Below are 19,088 nucleotides of genomic sequence, written 5' to 3'. Positions count from 1 at the left end.
CTCTCAATTCCAGCGCAGGAGCTCTCGATTCCAGCCCAGCGTCTCTTGCTGCCAGCCTCTCTCATTACCAACCCGGTTTCCTTCATTGCCAACGTAGTGTCTGCCAGGCGCGCTGTTGCGCCAGGTTGGCAAGGGTCGGGTCCGGGTGGACGGCGAAGGGGTGATCGACGAATTCCAGCAAGGCCAGATCATTGCGTGAATCCGAATAGCCCCAGCTGGGCACTCCAGTGCTGTGGCTGGCGTGTTGCCGTTGCCATGCCTTGAGTGCCGCGAGCTTGCCCTCGCGGAAGGTCCGAATGCCACAGGCCCGCCCGTTGTAGCAGCCTTGCTCGGTCTCAAGGGCCGTGGCCAGGGCCGCGTCCAGCGCCAGGCGCTCGGCGAGGGGGGCGACCAGATGCGCTGTCGAGGCCGAGATGATCACGACCTGATGATTCTGAGCGCGGTGCCAATGGATCCGCTCCAGCCCCTCACGATACAGGCGTGGCATCAGCTCGGCATCGAGAAAGCGTGCCACCTCGGCATCGACCTCACTGACGGCCCGCCCTGCCAGCGGGGCCAGCAGGTGAGTCAGGTGGGTCTCCATGTCGAGCTCACCTGCCACGTAGTCTTGCATCTGTTGTGCCCAGATCGCGCGATATTTCTCGCCATCGACGATCCAGCCCCTCGCGATCAACCAGTCGGTCCAAAGCCCCGTGGCATCGCCCTCGAGCAAGGTGTCGTCAAGATCGAAGATGGCAAGCCCTGTGATGTCAGTCATGGGACACCTGCGTCGTGGTGGCGGTCTCGTTACCGCCCAGCGCCTGAACCTCATCCAGATCGGCGTGCAGTATCACGCGCAGATGGCGCGGCAGTAGCTGCCGAGCACTGCGATTGAGGACATCGACATTCAGGCGCAGTCCCTGACAGTCCACCTCGTAGCGCACGATATTGCCGAGCAGCTGGTGGCGGCGGATCACGCCCGGGCAGCCGGGGCCGGCATTGTCCGGCAAGGGTTGGGTCGGGAAGTTGGCATATTCATCCTGCTGTCCCTGGGGGCTGGTGTCCGGTTGCAGGTACAGCGCTTCCGGACGCACTGCCACGCGCGGGCTGTCGCTTTCGTAGCCGAGCAGCGGGCGCGCCAGCTCGCGACCGATCAGATTGTAATGCCCCATGAAACCTGCCGCCGTGGCATCCACCGGGCGGGTATACAGCGATTCGGCATTGCCCTGCTGCAGGATGCGCCCCTGATGCATCAGGAAGATGCGGTCCGACAGCAGCAGTGCCTCTTCCTGATCGTGGGTCACGAACAGGGTGGTCAGGCCGAGGCTCTTCTGGATATCGCGGATCTGATCACGCAGATGGCGGCGGATACGCGCATCGAGTGCCGACAGCGGCTCATCCAGCAGCAGGATCTGCGGTTCGACCACCAGCGCGCGTGCCAGCGCCACACGCTGACGCTGGCCGCCGGACAACTGGTGCGGGAAGCGTTGCGCCTGATCGGTCAGCTCCACCAGTCTGAGCACCTCGCTGACACGCCGCTCGCGTTCTTCCGGGCGTACCTTCTTCATGCGCAGGCCGAAGGCCACGTTGTCCGCCACCCGCATGTTGGGGAACAGGGCATAGTGCTGGAAGACCATGCCGATGCCGCGACGCTGCGGCGGCAGTGGCGTGATGTCGTGACCATCGACGATGATCTTGCCGGCATCGACATCATTGAGACCGGCGATGGCGCGCAGCAGAGTCGACTTGCCGCAGCCGGAAGGGCCGAGCAGGGTGATGAATTCTCCGCGCGCGATCTCGGCCTCTATCTCGGCGAACACCTGGGTCTTGCCGAAGCTCTTGGCCAGGCCATTGAGCTTTAGGTAGTGCTGGTCGGCGGCACGTTCGCGCAGGGCGCTGGTCAGAAGGCCGCCGGCGCTCTGGCTATCGAATGTGGTGGCGGTGTCGATGGCAAGCATCAGCGGTCCCCTCGGGGTGCGGAGTCTGACGACTGGTGAGTGGTGTGGCGCGGCTCGGGGTCGGCGCTCGGCAGCGGGCCGGGCAAGCCGTCGGTAATGGCGGTGGTCAGCGCCTCATCGGGGTCATCCGCGGGCATCTCCTGCTCGGCGGGCTGACGATTGCCGAGCCAGGTCAGGATCAGGGTGAACACGAACAGGGTGATGACCAGGGCGCTGGTGAAATGGCCGCTGGCGCCGCGGATATTGTTCAGATAGACCTGCAGGGTTTCGAATCGGGTGCCGACCAGCATGTTGGCGAACACGAATTCGCCGGCCAGGAACGAGAAGGCCAGGAAGACGGCAATCTGGATACCGACGCGAATATTGGGCAGTACGACCAGGAAGAACGCCTTGAGCGGACTTGCCCCCAGCAGTTGAGCGGCCTCCATCAGGGAGGCTACATCCAGTGCACGCAGGCTGTTGGCCAAGGCGCGGTACATGAAGGGCAGCACGATGGTGAAGTAGGTGGGTATCAGGATCCACGGCGTACCGACGATGGCCAGCGGGCCGCCTGCGTAGAGCTGCAGAAGGCCGACCGATGACACGATGGGCGGCACGGCAAAGGGTAGCAGGATCAGCCCATTCATCACGCTGTCCAGGCGCGGATAGCGTGTGTGGGCGAGAAATACCACCGGCACGATCAGCAGCAACGACAGTGCCAGCGCGCCGACGGCGACCAGCAGCGAGCGCCCGAACGCCGCCAGAAAACGCGGTGTGGTCCAGAGTTCCAGAAACCATTTCACGGTCAGGGCGTCGGGAGTCAGGCTGGCGCCCCAGCGTGTCGCCAGGGCGTAGAACAGCGTCGCGATCAGCGGCAGTGCCAGCAGCGCGAAGATACTGGTGACGATGAAGGTGTAGAGATTCACGCGGCGCAGGCGTGCCATCAGGCTGGGCAGCAAGGGCTTGCCGTGGCGATAGGGCAGTTCAGCGGGAAGTGACATGGTAGCTCCTGCGCATGAGCCATTGCTGAATCAGCGTGACGATGATGAGAATGACGACCAGCACCAGTGCCAGTGCGCTGGCCAGTTCCGGCTGCAGGAACAGGTCGCCGGAGACCAGGTTGGCGATGCGGATGGTCATCAGGTTGTAGCTGGTGTTCACCAGCGCATAGACGGTGGCGTAGGCGCCCATGGCATTGGCGAACAGCACGGTGAGCGTGCCCGCCAGTGACGGCCACAGCACCGGCAGGCCGATGTGCTGCCAGTAGGCGAGGCGATTGGCGCCCAGCAGGCTGGCGGCTTCACGCCACTCCGTCTTCAGGGTGCTGAAGGCGGGATACAGCAACAGGATGCCCAGCGGAATCTGGAACCAGATGTAGATGACGATCAGGCCGGTGCGCGAGTAGAGATTGAAGTCCTCGAGCAGGCCGAAGCGCTCCAGCATCAGGGTCAGCATGCCGTTGGCGCCCATCAGGATGATGAAAGCGAAGGCCAGCGGGACACCGGCGAAGTTGCTGGTCATGTTGGTGAAGGCGATCATCATGCGCGTCAGACGCGGGCCGCAGCGTTGCATGCTGTGACAGGTCACGGCGGCGATCGCCAGCCCCAGCACGCTGGACATGAAGGAGATCTCGAGGCTGCGCCAGATGGCCTGCCGGAAGAAGGCCGAAGAGGCGATCTCGTGAAAGTTGGCCAGCCCCCAGCCAGTAGGGGTCTTGAAGGCGCTGATCATCACCCACACCAGCGGCGCGATCTGGAAGGCGCCGAAGATCAGTGCAAACGGCAACAGCCACATGACGGGGCTGGTCAGGCGGCGCTTGAAGGCGGCAGACATCACTTGAGGCCTCGCGTGGCAGCATGGCTCGCCAGCAGCGACGGATTGCTCGCCTTGCTGTGCTCGAGTCCCAGCAGTGTGGCCAGGGTGCCGCAGAGCTCGCGTTGCTTGAGATCCGTCGCGGTGGCGTTGGCGAAGGCGGTGCCGAAGGTCCACAGCGGCACGCGACGCTCCTCTTCCAGCAGGCCGGAATGTGAGCGGTCGGCATTCATGCCGTGATCGGCGGTGACCATCACCTGATAGCCGGCTTCCAGCCATGCCGGCAGGTAGTCGGCCAGGGCGACGTCGGCATGCCGCGCGGCGTTGCGGTACTGCGGCGTGTCGCCGCCATGACGATGGCCGGCATCGTCGATGTTCATGCTATGCACCAGCAGGAAATCCGGGTCGTGACGCAGGCGCAGCATTTCGGCGTCACTGAACAGATGGTCATCCGGATAATGATCCTGCCAGTAGAAGATGCCCGCCTGGATGGCGGATTCCGGGTTGTCGAGCCAGCGATGGCGGGCCGGCACGAAGGGGGCCGCGACATAGAGTTCGCTGACCCAGTGATAGGCGGCAGCAGCCGTGCGCTTGCCCTGCTGGCTGGCAAGGTCGAACAGGCTGATGCCGCGTGAGCGGCGCACGATACCGTTGTTGACGATACCTGAGTCGACAGGCAGGTCGCCGGTCAGCAGGCATTCATAGAGCGGGCGCGACATGGCCGGCAGCTCGCAGTCCAGTGATTGATACTGGCCACGGCCGGCCTCTACCAGGGCACTCAGATAGCCCATGGCATGATGACCCACGGCATGGTTGAGGCCGTCGAGCACGACAAGAATGACACGCTGAGACATGGTGACTCCGTGAAGCTCAAGACGGCACCGCAAAGGCGATGCCGTCTGTCAGGATGGTGCGCGCTCTGCTCGCGTGAAGCAGAGGCCGGGGATCACTGCTGGTGGATCAGTACCTGGGACTGCCACTGACGCGGCAGCTGTTTGGCACTGGCTTCCCAGCCCGCGAAGTCCTGAACCGGACGAGCATTGGCGTACTGCTCGTTGGGCAGCAGCTTGGCGGCGATATCCTCAGGCAGGGTGAGGTGCTCGGCGCGGATCGGACGGGCATAGCCCTTGGCCAGATTCAGCTGACCGGCATCGGAGAGGATGTACTCACGGGCCAGCTTGGCGGCATTCGGGTGCGCGGCATGCTTGTTGATGATGGTGGCGTAGCCGGAGGTGACGGAGGCATCAGACGGAATGACGACCTCGAAGGTGTCGCGGTTGATCTGATCGCGATAGTTCAGGGCATTGAAGTCCCACAGCAGGGCGACTTCGACTTCGCCTTTCTCCAGGTTGGCGATGCTCGGCTCTGCCAGTGACAGACGGCCCTGGCGCGCCAGTTCCGCGAAGACTTCCAGGCCCGGTGTCAGGTCGGATTCCTTGCCGCCATTGGCGAAGGCAGCGGCCAGAATGGCGTTGTTGGCCTGGGAGGCCTTGCCCACGGCGCCGACGGACACCTTGTAGTCACCCTCGGCGAGATCTGAGAAGGAGGTCGGGCGCTCATCTTCGCTGACCAGCGTCTTGTTGATCATGAAGGAAATGGTGCCGGTGTAGCCCAGTACCCAGTGGCCATCCTTGTCTTTGGCCCACTCCGGGATCTGATCCCAGGTCGTGGTCTTGTAGGCTTGGGTCACGCCTTGCTGCACCGCGATCGGACCGAAGGCGAAGCCCACGTCACCGATATCGGCGGTGGCGTTCTCACCCTCGGCCTTGAACTTGGCAACTTCCTCGGCGGAGCTCATGTCGGTATCGCTATGCGCGATGGAATACTTCGACTCGAGGTCTGCCCAGGTGTCCTTCCAGTTGGCCCAGCTGTCCGGCATGCCGACGCTATCGACACGGCCTTCGGACTGAGCGGCCTCGAGAAGGTCAGCCGGCATGTCGGCGGCACTGACGGAGGCACTGCCCAACAGGGCGGCCATGCAGGTGGAAACCAGCAGGCCGGTGGAGCGGGATGAGGTAGTGGCAATCGACTTCAAGGAGATTTCCCCAGTAGGTGATGAACAATCGCTGCGCTGAAGGTAAGGCGTGACGGGTATCAGACACTCCATCGACACGCTGAGAGCACGTCCGGGTGCTCAGGTCATTGCTCAGGCCAGTTCTTGGATCATTGATCAGACCAGTGCTCTGCCAAGTGCTCAGGCAAATGCAAGTGCCGAGATAGCCGAAACTGTGTGGTCTAGTTCAGTCCGAAAGACACGATCGACTCTAGCGCTCGCCTGTGACAGTTGCGTGTCGTCAACATGTCGTTGTCATGGCATGGGTGAGGGCTCTGCCTCTGCATCCTTCATACCTTCTCCGTGCCTTCTTCATGCCTTGCCGCGGGCCCCGGTCCTCGCTATCTTCCACAGCCATAAGTCTGCAAAGCAGGGCGTGCAAGACATGAGTCAGCGCGTGATGACTGAGCTGGCGTGGCAGCCAAATCTGCGCTGTCACCGAGTTGTCACGCCAATGCCACTATTCTCCTCATGCGTGTCTCGACAAGCGTGTCTTGAAAAGACGCACTGAGCTTTGCGAGTCATCTGAACTAGACCACAGAAATCGCCTCTCTCTGACCCTTTCCATCCTGGACGCCCTGGATGTCATGCAAGTGACTCGCCAGAAATTGCTGTCTTTCATTATCTTTCAGGAACTTCGCATGCCTTCATCTTCGCTTGAGCCCCAGAGTGACGCTGCTTCATCAGCAACTCCTGACGCGGATGTCCCCGTGGCAGGGCTCAAGGGCAAGCTGCTGAACCATCTTGAGGCAGCGCCGCTACGCGCCTCACAGCGCCTGCCCTCCGAACGCGAGATGATCGAACGCTTTGCCACGACGCGGGTCACCCTGCGCGACACCCTGCTGCAGCTGGAGGCGGAGGGGCGTATCTATCGTGAGAATCGGCGGGGCTGGTTCGTCTCGCCGCCACGACTGCGCTATGACTTGCTGGCGTGCCTGCCATTTCGCGACATGGTCGAGTCACAGCAGCGGGTGGCCAGCACCGAGGTACTGGCGGCAGGAGAGGTCGCTGCCAACGCGGTGATCGCGCGGCGACTGGGGATTGCGGAGGGCTCAGTGGTCTATCGCATCACTCGCGTGCGGCGTATCGACGGGCGGCGCGTGCTGCATGTCTGCCATCACCTGCGACGTGACTGCTTCCCTGACATCCTCGATTTCGATCTCGGAGCCCACTCCCTGACCGACCTCTATCGACGCGAATACGCCATTCGTGTCAGCCGCGTCAGCTTCGAGCTGGCCTCCACGGTGTTCGACGTTGAGGCCGCCGCCGCACTGAACGCCGCGCAAGGCAGCCCCGCGCAGCGCATCACTCGCATCAACTTCGATCAAAATGGCCGCGCGGTGGACTGCGATGATGAACACTGGCGCCACGACGCCATTGAATTGACGTTGAGTGCCGCACCACAGAGCTAGTCGGCAAGTTCGCGGTAAAGCCTGAATGTCTGGCAGGCCGCTAGTGGCCCAGACGAAAACACCCGCACATCCTCTTGATTAGTGGAGGGCGTGCGGGTGTTTCTTGTGCGATGGGCAGGATTCGGACGCGGTTGAGACGCGATCGATCGTATCAGCGCATCAGCAGGCTTTCATCGATTTCGCGGAAGTGATGGGCGCTTTTCATCAGGGCAAGGGCGGTGAGGGCTTCGACGCCATAGACGCGGGTGGTGATGGCGTGGCGGGTGGCGACATGATCCAGCAGCAGGGCGAAGTCGCCATCGCCGGAGGCGAGGATGATTTCATCGACCTCGGGGGCGGCTTCCATCACGTCGATGGTGATGCCGACATCCCAGTCGCCCTTGGCCGAGCCGTCGCCGCGCTGGATGAAGGGCTTGAGTTTGACCGTGAAGCCTATCTCGCGCAGGCGCTGCTGGAATTGCTGCTGCTTGGGGTCGCCACGGTCGATCGCGTAGGCGTAGGCATGCTGGATCGAGCCGAGGCGCTCGAGCTCTGCCCACAGGCGACGATAATCGAACTGCCGGCCGAAGGTATCGCGGGTGGTGTAGTAGATGTTCTGCACATCAATGAAGACGGCCAGGTGTGTGCGTGCCCCATCCGCGTCGCGAGTGCCATGCACGCTGTGCTGGCGGGAGTCGAGGGAGCTGTCGCGCGAAGTAGAGGCTGGCATGGGCGTCGCCGTGGCGGGAGGGGCAAGGGCAGGCAAGAGGTGATTTTCCTCTCCCCAGAAAGATGCCGGCCGCTACCTGATGATGCAGGGCAGCGGCTGGAGGTCTAGCGATGAACAACGCTCTCACCAGTCAGTGACTCGATGGCAGGCGCCAGTTGAGAGAGGCGAGCAGCGCGTTCGGGCACCAAGGCTTGATGGGCAAGCTTCAGCTCTTGGCAGCAGGGTTTGACGGCTTGGTCGGCTTGACGCCAATGACCTGGCCGCTGACACCGGATTCAATCACATCCACCTTGCCACCACGGTCCAAGAAGGCCTGCATCTGAGCTTCAAGCGAGGCTGAGGTTTCGACAGCAGCCGGTGCTTTTTTCTTTGCAGTAGTACGAGTATTCGCCATGCGGGACTCCGTTCCAAGACGTGAGGGGTGAAGGTGCAGGATAACACAGTGGCAACTTTGCTGCTTGATGGCGTCAATTTGGAATCAGAAGCCTGATGTTTCGCGCCGCTTTCTCTTGTGTCTGCAAGTCTCGCGCAGCTTGGTGGGTCGCTGTTGCGATCTGACCAACACAGTGATGCAGGGCAGCCAAGCCATTGAAAAGTCGGGCTGTCGGCAAGAGGTACTTGGGCATGATCGCGATTGCCGCATGGCATGCGAATCCCTTTCACGGGCGCTGAATCATCTTTGATGGTCACGCCAACCGACGCTCAGCCAAGCAAGGAGAGACTCCATGACTAGCCCTTCCAACGGTGATTTTGACGGCCAGACTCGCGCTTATGCCGTGGCATCCGAAACGGCAGACCTGGCGCCCTGGAACTTCGAGCGTCGCCAGCCGCGTCCGGACGATGTGGCCATCGAGATTCTCTACTGCGGTGTCTGTCACTCGGATCTGCACGTCGGCCGCAATGACTGGGGCTTTTCTCAGTATCCGCTGGTCCCGGGGCACGAGATCGTGGGGCGGGTGACCCAGGTTGGCAATGACGTCAGTCAGTACAAGGTGGGCGACATGGTCGGCGTTGGCTGCATGGTGGATTCCTGCCGCGAATGCAGCGCCTGTCAGAAGGGGCTCGAGCAATACTGCCTCGACGGCATGACCATGACCTACGGCAGCCCGGACCGTCACGACGGCAGCCTCACCCAGGGCGGCTATTCCGACAAGATCGTCGTCAGCGAACGCTTCGTGGTCTCCATCCCGGACAAGCTCGACCCGGCTGTGGCAGCGCCGCTGCTGTGCGCGGGTGTCACGACCTATTCGCCGCTGCGTCACTATGGCGTGAAGTCCGGCGACAAGGTCGGGGTGATCGGTATGGGCGGCCTGGGCCATATGGGCATCAAGTTCGCCAAGGCGATGGGCTGTGAAGTGACGCTCTTCACCCGCAGCGAGAGCAAGGTCGAGGAAGCGCGCGAAAATGGTGTCGATCATGTGATCGTCTCGACGGATGACGAGCAGATGGCGGCCGCCACCGAAACCTTCGATTTCCTGCTCGACACGGTGCCGGTGCCGCATGACCTCAACCCTTACCTCAATACCCTGAAGTACGACGGCACGCATATCCTCGTCGGCCTGGTGCAGGAAGTGGACCCGGCGCTGCAGGGTGGCAATCTGGTGATGAAGCGTCGCGTGCTGGCCGGCTCGCTGATCGGCGGCATGCCCGAGACCCAGGAAGTGCTCGACTACTGCGCCGAGCACGACATTGGCTGCGATATCGAGATGATCGACATCGACACCATCAATGATGCCTGGAAGCGCATGCAGGAAGGCAAGGTCAAGTATCGTTTCGTGATTGACATGCAGAGCCTCAAGAACGCCCAATAAGCGCTGACGCTGCTGCCGATCAGGCAGTCTGTCAGTGAATGCTGAAACCCCCGCCAATGACGCATTGGCGGGGGTTTTGTCGTAAGGTATGTCACAAAATTGCTACAGGGTGATTCCCGATGTATCGCAAAACGCGTATAAGAACGCGATGAAAACGCCAAAGAGAATCCAGCCGCTCATAGATGACGGCCTGGTCGATGAAGTGCTTCGCCCCTTGATGAGTGGCAAGGAAGCCTCGGTCTACGTCGTGCGCTGCGGAGACGAGATCCGCTGTGCCAAGGTCTACAAGGATGCTGCCCAGCGCAGCTTCAAGCAGGCCGTGCTCTATCAGGAAGGCCGCAAGGTGCGCAACAGTCGCCGTCAGCGGGCGATGGAGAAGGGCTCCGGCTTCGGACGCAACCAGCAGGAAGCCGCCTGGCAGAATGCCGAGGTCGATGCGCTGTATCGTCTGGCCGATGCCGGTGTGCGCGTGCCGCAACCGTTCGGCTGCTTCGATGGCGTGCTGCTGATGGAGCTGGTCACCGATGACGACGGCAATGTGGCGCCGCGCCTGAATGATGTCTCGATGTCCGCCGAGCAGGCGCGGGAAGACCATGCGCTGATGATGCAGTACATCGTGCGCATGCTGCATGCCGGCCTGGTGCATGGCGACCTGTCCGAGTTCAACGTGCTGGTCGATGACTATGGCCCAGTGATCATTGATCTGCCGCAGGCGGTCGATGCTGCGGCCAACAATAATGCCAAGAGCATGTTGGCGCGTGATGTCGCCAATATCACCGCCTACTACGCGATGTTCGCGCCTGAACTGGCACAGACACGCTACGCCGATGAGATCTGGGCATTGTTTGAGGCCGGTGATATGGACCCGGATGTCGAGCTGACGGGCCTTTATGAGGACGACGCCGAAGCGCCGGACGTGGATGCGCTGCTCGAGAACATCATGGCGGCCATGGAAGAAGAGCAGGAGCGCAAGGCGCGCCAGAAGAGTGCCGAAGAGGGCGATGATGACTAGCTGAGTTGCTAGCTACTGGCCGGGGCTTGGGTTGTGGCGGGCAGCTCTTGGGAAGAGCTCTCGAGTGGCGAGCAACTGGTGCCTCGCTACAGCATGCGTCGGACCTTCTTGCACGCGCCGGGGGCGATGACTCAGACTTGGCGAGCGAGTCGATCGCTACCGATCTCAACCCTTCGATACCGCCATCGCGTCGTATCAGAAGGCGATGCAGCAGTGTCGCCAGTGGGATGGCCAGACCGATGAGCTGTTGTTCTGGGATATCGAGGATCCGCGCAATGAGGATACTGCGGTGTCCTATGGGCGCGCCTTGAACGAAATTCGCACGCGCTTGCAGCTGTGGTTGGCGGCACGCTCACATCATTGAATCAGGTGGAATTCTGCATTGTCTCTTCTGACCCCGACACGTCTTTTCAAATGCCTCAGCGACGATACACGCCTTGTGCTGATGTTGCTTATCCATGCAGAAGGCGAGCTTTGCGTATGCGAGATGACCTACGTGTTGCAGGAGTCGCAGCCCAAGGTATCGCGCCATCTGGCCCAGTTGCGCAATTGTGGTCTGCTGCTGGATCGCCGCCAGGGACAATGGGTCTACTACCGCCTGATGCCTGACCTGCCGTGCTGGGTATTGCCGGCGCTGGTCGCGGCGGCGGAAGGGAGCCAGCACCGCATGGCGCCGTTGCTGGCGCGCCTGGCCACCATGGAAGGGCGCCCCAACCGCGAATGCTGAGCCGCTGTGGGTACCGCCATTGCCGCCATACAACAACGCCGCCCCGGAATCCGAGGCGGCGTTGTTGTATGGCGTCACATCAGGGTCTGATCAGACCGGATCGACGGCGTGCTGCTCGGTCTCGGGGTCTTGGCGACGATGGCGCAGTTCGATGCCCTTGAGCAGGTTGCGCAGGATCTGGTCCTTGCACTCGCGGTAGTGGCGATGATCGGGCTTGCGGAAGAAGGCAGACAGCTCGGACTTGGTGATCAGCTCGAATCCGGCCAGTGCCAGTAGCTCGAGCATGTCGTCATCCTTGAGCTCGAAGGCGATCTTGAGCTTGCGCAGAATCAGGTTGTTGTCGAGACGCTTTTCAGGCGCCGGCTGGGTGCCTTCGCGCTTGCCGCGGCGCACGTTGATCAGGCCATTGAGGAACCTGGCCAGGTCGATGTCCTTGATGCGCTGCTGGGCTTCATCATCATCGCGCTTGAGCCAATCGCTGATCTGGGCGCGTGAGACCTCGTGGTCCGCGGCAGCGAAGGTGTTGATCATGTCGGTGTCGGAGAGGTTCAGCGCGTAGCGCAGGCGACGGATGATGTCGTTGTTGGTCACGGGCGTGGTTCCGGTCGTGAAGAGTGTCAGTGGGCGGCAGGCGGCTCAGTCGGCACAGGAGAGCTGATGCACAAGCGTCGGCCAGCCAGGCCGCGGATGGCGCGCAGCATATCAGATCAGGTGGGCGGTTCGCTCCACTGCAGGCGATGGGGATCGAATCCGGCGCACAGGGTCGGCTTGATGATGTCGAAGTAGGGCGAGATATCGAAGTCGCAGGGCGCAAACAGGCTGTGATGGCGGATATGCAGCAATTCCTGATAGCAGTGCAGGCATGCCGGGTCGCTGGAGGGCACGACGTCACTGTCTGGCAGGATGGGATAGCGCACAGCCTGGAAGGCCTCGGCGATCAGCGATGAGCAGATCGCACGGGTCGGGTCGCCGCTGCCCAGTGCCAGCATGCGGCGTCGATAGCGGCTGGGCACCGGAGGCGTGCGAATCAGATAGCGAGCCAGATCGACGATATTGCGCAGGTCATATTGATGGCCCAGCCGCGCCTCGGCATGGGCGATCAATGCGCTGATCTCCTCCTCCGTGAGTCCGACCGGACGGCAGATGCGCGTGTGCTGGTGCCAGTAATGGTTGAGAGGCACGCGGCGCACCCCGGCGCTGACCTCCGCTTCCAGCAGGCAGTCGCCCTTGACCGGGCGGCCTCTGCTGTTCAGTGGGGTGCGCACGCAGAGCGCGGCGTGGGACCAGGTGGATTGGGTGAGGTAGCGAATGGCGGTGCTGATGCGGGAGGTGCCCTCGACCAGCAGGACATCGCCGCGCCGCAGGGTGGCAGCCAGCTTTTCCGGTGATGACGTGGCGCGATGCGCCGGCAACTTGCCCGGCGCCGTGAGATGACGCGCCAGCCGCGTGCCCAGCCAGTCGAGTCCTCGCATGCCTGCCTCCCGTATGGCTCAAGCCTCATCAGCCAGTCTGGGACCTTTTGGAGAATTCAGCCAAATGCCATCTCGGTCCTGTCGTGCTCAGCGACCCGGCTTCGGCACGTCCTGCTGGCTGACATCCTCGTCGTTGGCGGTCTCGCTGGCCTCGGCCTGGTCGTCGGCGTCCGGCTCCGGGGCATCGAGTGTCTCGTCGGTGTCCTGGGCGGGCGTCAGCGCCAGTTCGGTGAGCAGCGGGAAGTGGTCGGAGCCGAAGGCTTCCATGCGCGCCACGCGCACCACACTGAAATGCTCGCTGTGGAAGAGGTGATCCAGCGGCCAGCGCAGCAGGGGAATGTTGGCGTGGAAGGTATTGAACATGCCACGGCCGACGCGCGGGTCCAGCAGACCGGACAGCTTGCGGAACAGGCGCGTGGTACGAGACCAGGCCACGTCGTTGAGGTCACCGGTCACGATCACCGGCTGCTGGCTGTCGGCGACGCTGCGCGCCACGATGATCAGTTCGGCATCCCGCTCGGACGATTCGTCATTCTCGGTCGGGCTGGGTGGCGCCGGATGCAGGAAGTGCACTCGCACGCGGTCACCGCTGGCCAGTTCCAGCTGCGCATGCATCGAGGGCACGTCATCTTCCACCAGATAATTGATTCTGGCGTCATGCAAGGGCAGGCGCGAATACACATGCATGCCATAGAGGTTGTCCAGCGGACACTTGAGGGTGTGGGAATAGCCGTATTGCTCGCTGTCCGCCTCGAGCACGTCGAGCCGCTGCTGCCACCAGTCATCGGATTCCAGCGTCACCAGCACGTCGGGTTGCTCACGTTCGACGATGGCCAGCAGCTTGTCACTGTCATGATTGCTGGTCAGGACATTGGCGGTGAGCAGGCGGACCTGACGCTGCCGGTCGTGCTGTTGGGTGCGCGCGGACTCGCAGGGAAAGAGGCGGGTATAGGGCGCGATCCAGTGCGCCTGATAGATGAGCCCGGCCACGGCGATGACTGCCAACGATATCCTGAGCCCTGGCGCCAGCCCGGAGACCGTGAGGTCGGCGATCAACAGCACCGCCCACAATGCGGCCAGCTGCAGACGGGGGAAGTCCATGATGCGCACCGACCAGTGGCGAATGCGCGTCAATGGCAGCAAGGTGAAGGCTGCCATCAGCAGCGTCAGTACGCCGAGTAATGTGGCAATCATGGAGGCTCCGAGGCTGAGGAAGGGGACGACATGCCAAGCGTTCATGCTTTTGACATGGTGGCGGCCAGCGCGACACTCAAGTCAGGCCGCTTGCTCAAGAGGCGGCTCTCCGCTGGCGCCACAGACGCGAGATCCACTGCCAGCGATTGATCAGCAGGGCGGTGAAGATCAGGCCACAGCCGGTCATCTGGATCAGGGTCATGCGCTCACCGAACCAGGCTGCCGACATCAGGGCGGCCCAGACCGCTTCCAGCATCAGGATGACTGAGGCGTGGCTGGGGGTGGTCAGGCCCTGTGCGTAGATCTGCAGGAAGAAGCGCAGGGTGCTGGCGATCAGGGTGCTGGCCAGGAACCAGCTCAGGATGTCGAGACTGATGCCGGCGGGCCAGCTCTCGCTGAGCGCCGACAGTATCAGGCAGGTGACGCCGGTGGTCATCAGCTGGATGGCCGTCAGCGGCAGGGCCGGGATATTGCGTACCAGGCGTGAATTGAAGTTGAACACCAGAGCGAACAGGCAGGCGGCGCCGAAGATGAGCCATTGAGCGGGCTCGATGGTGAAGCCATCGGTCGCGCCGGGCTGGCCCATGCCGAGTAGGGCGAATCCGAGCAGGGCGGTGGGCAGTGCGATCCAGGTGCTCAGCGGTGGCCTGTCCTTGAACAGCAGTCGTGCGAGCACCGGCACCAGCAGGATGCCGAAGCTGTTGATGAAGGCGATCACGCCCAGCTGATCAGACAGTGCGACCCCCAGCGACCAGCAGGCCATGGCGCCCCCGAACAGGACTCCGACGCCGCTGGCGCGCAGCTTGCGTCTGGTGGGTAGCTGTCCCAGCGAGCGAGCGTCGAAGATCGCCAGAATCAGGCCTGCCAGGAGGAAGCGGCTGCCGATGAACAGCAGTGGAGGCATGCCGGCCATCGCCTCCTTGGAGAAGATCCAGCCTGCGGCGGCGATGATGGTGACCAGCAGGAGAAGCAGGTCGGCCTTGAGGGGTGAACGGGAGGGGGTCGTCTCGGAGGAGAGGCTCATGGGGAGGGGGGAGTCCTTTATTCGTTGCTTCGCAAGTGATAACTATCCTATCAAGCTGGCGCAGTGGCTGCTGGCCTTTATCGGAACGCGAAAATCCGCCAATGCGTCTTGAAAGCCGCGCGACTTTCGATGTTACGCTGCGCATCATGCAGACACGTTTCTTTTTTCATTAGATGGCCGGAGGTTGAATGGCATCGACACCGCAAGATGAGGTTCGCGATCCCTCGCATGAGCCTTCCGGGCAGCACGCTCACGATCATTCTCATGGCTCTGACCCTTCAGGCAGGCACTCGCATGGCCATTCACACGGCCACTCATATGAACATTCACACGGCCATTCGCACGATCATCATGGGCACCACCATGATCATGCGCCTGAGGTGACCGCCGACAGCGAGCGACGCGTCAAGCTGGCGATGTATCTGACGGGCGGCTTCATGCTGGCGGAGGTGGTCGGCGGGCTGGTCGCGGGCTCACTGGCCCTCTTGGCGGATGCCGGGCACATGCTCAGTGATACCGTGTCGCTGGCATTGGCCTGGGGCGCGTTTCGCCTCGGGCATCGGGCGGCGACCCGCAAGCTGACCTTCGGCTATGCACGCTTTCAGGTGCTGGCCGCGTTCGTCAATGGCCTGACTCTGCTGGTGATCGGGGCGGCGATCGTGGTGGCCGCCATCAAGCGGCTCTGGCTGCCCTCCGAAGTACTGGCGGGACCGATGCTGGCCATCGCCGTGCTCGGACTTGTCGTCAATATCGTGGCATTTCGTATCCTGCATCAGGGCGATCAGGACAACCTCAATCTGCGCGGCGCGGTACTGCACGTAATGGGGGACCTGCTCGGCTCGGTGGCGGCCATCGTCGCCTCGCTGATCATCATGACTACCGGCTGGAATCAGGCTGACCCGCTGTTGTCAGTGCTCGCGGCGGTGCTGATATTGCGCGGCGCCTGGTCGTTGGTGAAGCGTTCGGCGCATACCTTGCTGGAAGGCACGCCGGAGCAGCTCGATCACGCCGATATCCAGGCGGGCATCCTGGCGCTTGAGGGCGTGGAGAGCGTACATGACCTGCATCTCTGGGGGCTGACGCCTCAGTCGCCGATTGCCAGTCTGCATGTCGTCGTGGCCGCCACCAGCGTGCCCGGCGATGTGCTGGAGCGTGTTCAGGCCTATCTGCGCGACGGCCATGACATCTCGCACGTTACGGTTCAGCTGGAAGGCGAGGCATGCCTGCAGGGCTGCGTGACGCGCTGATGTCATGAGTGCGATCAGCGCACTGGTTGAGGGAGGGAATATCGCAAGGCAAAGCATGCGAATCCCTGACGCAAAACGCCCCGCTGAAAAGCGGGGCGTTGTTCGTTGCCGCGAAGGGACTGGAGTGAATCATCCGCTGCAGTCTCTTCAGCTCTTCAGCTATTCAGCTATTCAGCTATCAGCGTCGCTGGCGTCGCGTTGCACCTCAACGCTCAGCGGCCAGTGCTTGGCGAGTCAGGACTGAGCCTCTCAGTGTTCAGCGACATAGACGGTGCGGATGTTCATGAAGGCACCGAAGCCATATTCGCTCTGCTCACGACCATAGCCACTGCCTTTGACACCACCGAAGGGCAGCTGGGCGAAGGGTGTGGTCGGACGGTTGACGAAGCTCATGCCAGTTTGCAGCTGACGAGAGACGCGTTCACCTCGTTCGTCGTCCTTGGCCACCACGGTGCTGCCCAGGCCATAGGGGCAGTCGTTGGCAAGCTCGATGGCATGCGCTTCGTTGTCGGCGACCACCACGGAGGCGACCGGACCGAACAGTTCTTCATTGAAGGCCGGATTGCCCTGGGTGACATTGGTCAGCACGGTCGGCGGATACCAGGCACCGTCGCGATCCGGAATCTCACCACCGCATTCAAGCTTGGCGCCTGCCTTGATGGCGCGCTGGACCTGGTCATGCAGGTCATCGCGCAGGTCCTTGCGAGACATCGGGCCGATATCGACCCCTTCGCTCATCGGGTCGTCCATGCGCATGTCCTTGACCTTCTCGATCAGGCGCTTGGAGAAGTCCTCGGCGAGGGACTTGTCGACGATCAGGCGCTTGGACGCGGCGCAGCTCTGGCCGGTGTTGTCGAAACGCCCGGCGATGGCGAGATCCACCGCACGTTCGATGTCGGCGTCATCCAGCACGATCAGCGGATCGATACCGCCCAGCTCCAGCACGCTTGGCTTGAGCGCCGCGCCTGCCTGCTCGGCGACCTTGCGGCCCGCCTCTTCACTGCCGGTCAGGGTGACGCCCTGGACAACGGGATCATTGATGATGTCTTCGATCATCTCCGAGCCCACCGGCAACCAGGTGAAGATACCCTCTTCAAAGTCGGCCTTGTGGAACAGCTGAGTGATCAGATCGGCACAGCCCGGGACATTGGAGGCGTGCTTCATCAGGCAGACATTGCCGCCCGCCAGGGCCGGAGCCGCGAAACGGATGACCTGATAGAGCGGATAGTTCCACGGCATCACGCCGAGGACGGCGCCGATGGGGTCCTTGACGATCTTGGCACGCACGGCACCGTCGACATCACGCTGCTCGGTTTCCATCAGCTTGGGCAGGTTATCGGCATAGAAGCGCGCGATGCTGGAGGAAATCTGCGTCTCGCTGATGCCCTGATCATAGGGCTTGCCCATCTCATGGGCGATCTGCGTGGCGATTTCCTTCTGATGCTCATCGATCAGGTCCGCCAGAACGGTGAGGCGCTGCGCACGATCCTGCACGGTGGTCTGGCTGAAGCTCGAGTACGCCTTGCGCGTCTGCTCCAGTTTCTGCTGAACCTCTTCCTTGCTCAGCGTGGCGTATTCCTTGAGAACCTTGTCATTGGCCGGGTTGGATGCGGTCAGTGTCTTGTTGCTCATCTTGCCTCCCTGGTGGGTGCTGGTTCAGCAAGTGACTGAATGGGGATCACGAGGGATCGAGATCGGCCCTTGAGCCAGTCACTTAATTGGCTACACATTCAGGACTTGGCGATATTGCCTGAGGTCTTCAAGGGGCAGGGGGCTATTGCGTCGGGTCACCTCAGTGTTGCCATATGAGCACGCTGCTGGCCCTTGAAAAGCCAGAGGTGTCATCAGTGCTCGATCGCGAAGCGGTCGAATGTGAACCTGCCGAACAGGCTGCCAGCATGCGACAATGGGCGTCTGACGTCCGTGCGGGGCCAAGCTTGCCGCGCGCCGGGCCATCAACATGAGTGCAAGCGTCACAAGGAAGAGGAAGTCAGCGTGTTCAACAATATTCTGGTGGTGTGTACCGGCAACATCTGTCGCAGTCCGGTCGGCGAGTCACTGCTGAAGCAGGCGTTGCCTGGCAAGACAGTGCACTCGGCGGGTGTGGGCGCACTGGTCGATCACCCGGTCGAACCCACGGCAGCACGCTTCGCCGTCGAGTCAGGGCTCGAGGTAGATGAGCATCGTGCGCGCCAGGTGTCGGTCGAGATGCTGACGGCTGCAGACCTGATTCTGGTCATGAGCGATGGCCATCGCCGCGCCATCAACCAGATGGCGCCGCAGGTCAGTGGCAAGACGATGCTGTTCGGTCGCTGGCTGGCGGGCGGCCAGGGGGAAGAGATCCCTGATCCCTATCGCAAGAGCGAGGAGGCCTTCCGCCATGCGCACCAGAAGCTGGTGGAAGCGGCTGCCTTGTGGGTAGGTAAACTCAAATAACGCTCATGTCGGTGTGGGGGTAGTCTCATCACCAACAGGTATAAGAATTTTGGAGGCCAACTGTTGAGCAGTTGGTCTCTTTTTTTGGATATTCTCATCATTTAGGTATTAGTAATGTATTAGGTCTTCTTCTAAATATCTGAATATTCTATGATCCAAAGATAATCCTTGAGCGTTAGGTGGGGATAGCGTGGGTCTTTGTAAAAAATTGATCTCGCGCATGCTGTATTGTATCTTTTTCGTAACCATCGGTTTCACTATAA

19 protein-coding genes are annotated in these 19,088 nt (G+C 61.9%); 6 read left to right on the top strand and 13 right to left on the bottom strand.

Annotated features, from left to right (window positions below):
* Positions 1 to 82 precede the first annotated feature (82 nt).
* From FLM52_10230 to FLM52_10205, 6 genes are all read right to left on the bottom strand, one after another.
* Positions 83 to 811, bottom strand: coding sequence for an HAD-IB family hydrolase (locus FLM52_10230; GenBank protein ID NVN56166.1), 729 nt, complete (start codon positions 809 to 811; stop codon positions 83 to 85).
* Positions 750 to 1,937: an ABC transporter ATP-binding protein gene (locus tag FLM52_10225; protein NVN56165.1), complete on the bottom strand. Its 1,188-nt coding sequence runs from the start codon at positions 1,935 to 1,937 to the stop codon at positions 750 to 752. Before FLM52_10225 ends, FLM52_10230 begins: the two co-directional genes overlap by 62 nt.
* Positions 1,937 to 2,860, bottom strand: a complete 924-nt coding sequence (locus tag FLM52_10220; protein ID NVN56164.1) for an ABC transporter permease — start codon at positions 2,858 to 2,860, stop codon at positions 1,937 to 1,939. Before FLM52_10220 ends, FLM52_10225 begins: the two co-directional genes overlap by 1 nt.
* A 40-nt stretch (positions 2,861 to 2,900) precedes the next feature.
* Positions 2,901 to 3,749, bottom strand: a complete 849-nt coding sequence (locus FLM52_10215; GenBank protein ID NVN56163.1) for an ABC transporter permease subunit — start codon at positions 3,747 to 3,749, stop codon at positions 2,901 to 2,903.
* On the bottom strand, positions 3,749 to 4,582 hold the full coding sequence (locus FLM52_10210; protein NVN56162.1) for an alkaline phosphatase family protein: 834 nt from the start codon (positions 4,580 to 4,582) through the stop codon (positions 3,749 to 3,751). Before FLM52_10210 ends, FLM52_10215 begins: the two co-directional genes overlap by 1 nt.
* 92 nt (positions 4,583 to 4,674) lie before the next feature.
* Positions 4,675 to 5,706 (bottom strand): extracellular solute-binding protein, encoded by a 1,032-nt coding sequence (locus FLM52_10205; protein NVN56161.1) that lies wholly within the window; start codon positions 5,704 to 5,706, stop codon positions 4,675 to 4,677.
* 716 nt (positions 5,707 to 6,422) lie between these two features.
* On the opposite strand from FLM52_10205, the gene FLM52_10200 reads away from it, so the two are divergent.
* Complete coding sequence (locus FLM52_10200; GenBank protein ID NVN56160.1) at positions 6,423 to 7,193, top strand: UTRA domain-containing protein; 771 nt, start codon at positions 6,423 to 6,425, stop codon at positions 7,191 to 7,193.
* A gap of 151 nt (positions 7,194 to 7,344) precedes the next feature.
* On the opposite strand, the gene FLM52_10195 is transcribed toward FLM52_10200, so the two are convergent.
* Both FLM52_10195 and FLM52_10190 read right to left on the bottom strand, forming a co-directional pair.
* Positions 7,345 to 7,902, bottom strand: coding sequence for an NYN domain-containing protein (locus FLM52_10195; protein NVN56159.1), 558 nt, complete (start codon positions 7,900 to 7,902; stop codon positions 7,345 to 7,347).
* 205 nt (positions 7,903 to 8,107) lie between these two features.
* Positions 8,108 to 8,296, bottom strand: coding sequence for a hypothetical protein (locus FLM52_10190; protein NVN56158.1), 189 nt, complete (start codon positions 8,294 to 8,296; stop codon positions 8,108 to 8,110).
* A gap of 331 nt (positions 8,297 to 8,627) precedes the next feature.
* Here FLM52_10190 and FLM52_10185 point away from each other — a divergent pair, with 331 nt between their 5' ends.
* The 3 genes from FLM52_10185 (at position 8,628) to FLM52_10175 (ending at position 11,452) form a co-directional block, all read left to right on the top strand.
* Positions 8,628 to 9,713, top strand: a complete 1,086-nt coding sequence (locus FLM52_10185; protein ID NVN56157.1) for an NAD(P)-dependent alcohol dehydrogenase — start codon at positions 8,628 to 8,630, stop codon at positions 9,711 to 9,713.
* Positions 9,714 to 9,861: 148 nt separating this feature from the next.
* A complete protein-coding gene (locus tag FLM52_10180) occupies positions 9,862 to 10,725 on the top strand; it encodes a serine protein kinase RIO (GenBank protein ID NVN56156.1) in 864 nt (287 codons plus the stop codon).
* A 382-nt stretch (positions 10,726 to 11,107) separates the two neighbouring features.
* A complete protein-coding gene (locus tag FLM52_10175; protein ID NVN56155.1) occupies positions 11,108 to 11,452 on the top strand; it encodes a metalloregulator ArsR/SmtB family transcription factor in 345 nt (114 codons plus the stop codon).
* A 90-nt stretch (positions 11,453 to 11,542) separates the two neighbouring features.
* On the opposite strand, the gene FLM52_10170 is transcribed toward FLM52_10175, so the two are convergent.
* From FLM52_10170 to FLM52_10155, 4 genes are all read right to left on the bottom strand, one after another.
* Positions 11,543 to 12,043: a DUF1456 family protein gene (locus FLM52_10170; protein ID NVN56154.1), complete on the bottom strand. Its 501-nt coding sequence runs from the start codon at positions 12,041 to 12,043 to the stop codon at positions 11,543 to 11,545.
* A gap of 116 nt (positions 12,044 to 12,159) precedes the next feature.
* Positions 12,160 to 12,924, bottom strand: coding sequence for a lipo-like protein (locus FLM52_10165; GenBank protein NVN56153.1), 765 nt, complete (start codon positions 12,922 to 12,924; stop codon positions 12,160 to 12,162).
* Between the two features lie 87 nt (positions 12,925 to 13,011).
* Entirely contained in the window at positions 13,012 to 14,118 is a 1,107-nt protein-coding gene (locus tag FLM52_10160; GenBank protein ID NVN56152.1) for an endonuclease, read from the bottom strand.
* Between the two features lie 94 nt (positions 14,119 to 14,212).
* A complete protein-coding gene (locus tag FLM52_10155; GenBank protein ID NVN56151.1) occupies positions 14,213 to 15,142 on the bottom strand; it encodes an EamA family transporter in 930 nt (309 codons plus the stop codon).
* 188 nt (positions 15,143 to 15,330) lie between these two features.
* On the opposite strand from FLM52_10155, the gene FLM52_10150 reads away from it, so the two are divergent.
* Positions 15,331 to 16,389, top strand: coding sequence for a cation transporter (locus FLM52_10150; protein NVN56150.1), 1,059 nt, complete (start codon positions 15,331 to 15,333; stop codon positions 16,387 to 16,389).
* A gap of 249 nt (positions 16,390 to 16,638) precedes the next feature.
* Here FLM52_10150 and FLM52_10145 read toward each other — a convergent pair whose 3' ends face one another.
* A complete protein-coding gene (locus FLM52_10145) occupies positions 16,639 to 18,021 on the bottom strand; it encodes an NAD-dependent succinate-semialdehyde dehydrogenase (GenBank protein NVN56149.1) in 1,383 nt (460 codons plus the stop codon).
* A gap of 363 nt (positions 18,022 to 18,384) precedes the next feature.
* Between FLM52_10145 and FLM52_10140 the strand changes: the two genes are divergently transcribed.
* On the top strand, positions 18,385 to 18,825 hold the full coding sequence (locus FLM52_10140) for a low molecular weight phosphotyrosine protein phosphatase (GenBank protein NVN56148.1): 441 nt from the start codon (positions 18,385 to 18,387) through the stop codon (positions 18,823 to 18,825).
* Positions 18,826 to 19,088 lie beyond the last annotated feature (263 nt).

It is taken from the genome of bacterium Scap17, assembly GCA_013376735.1.
Classification (GTDB): Bacteria; Pseudomonadota; Gammaproteobacteria; order Pseudomonadales; family Halomonadaceae; genus Cobetia.
Note: the sequence above shows the minus strand (reverse complement) of the source record. Positions and strands in the feature narration are given on the sequence as shown.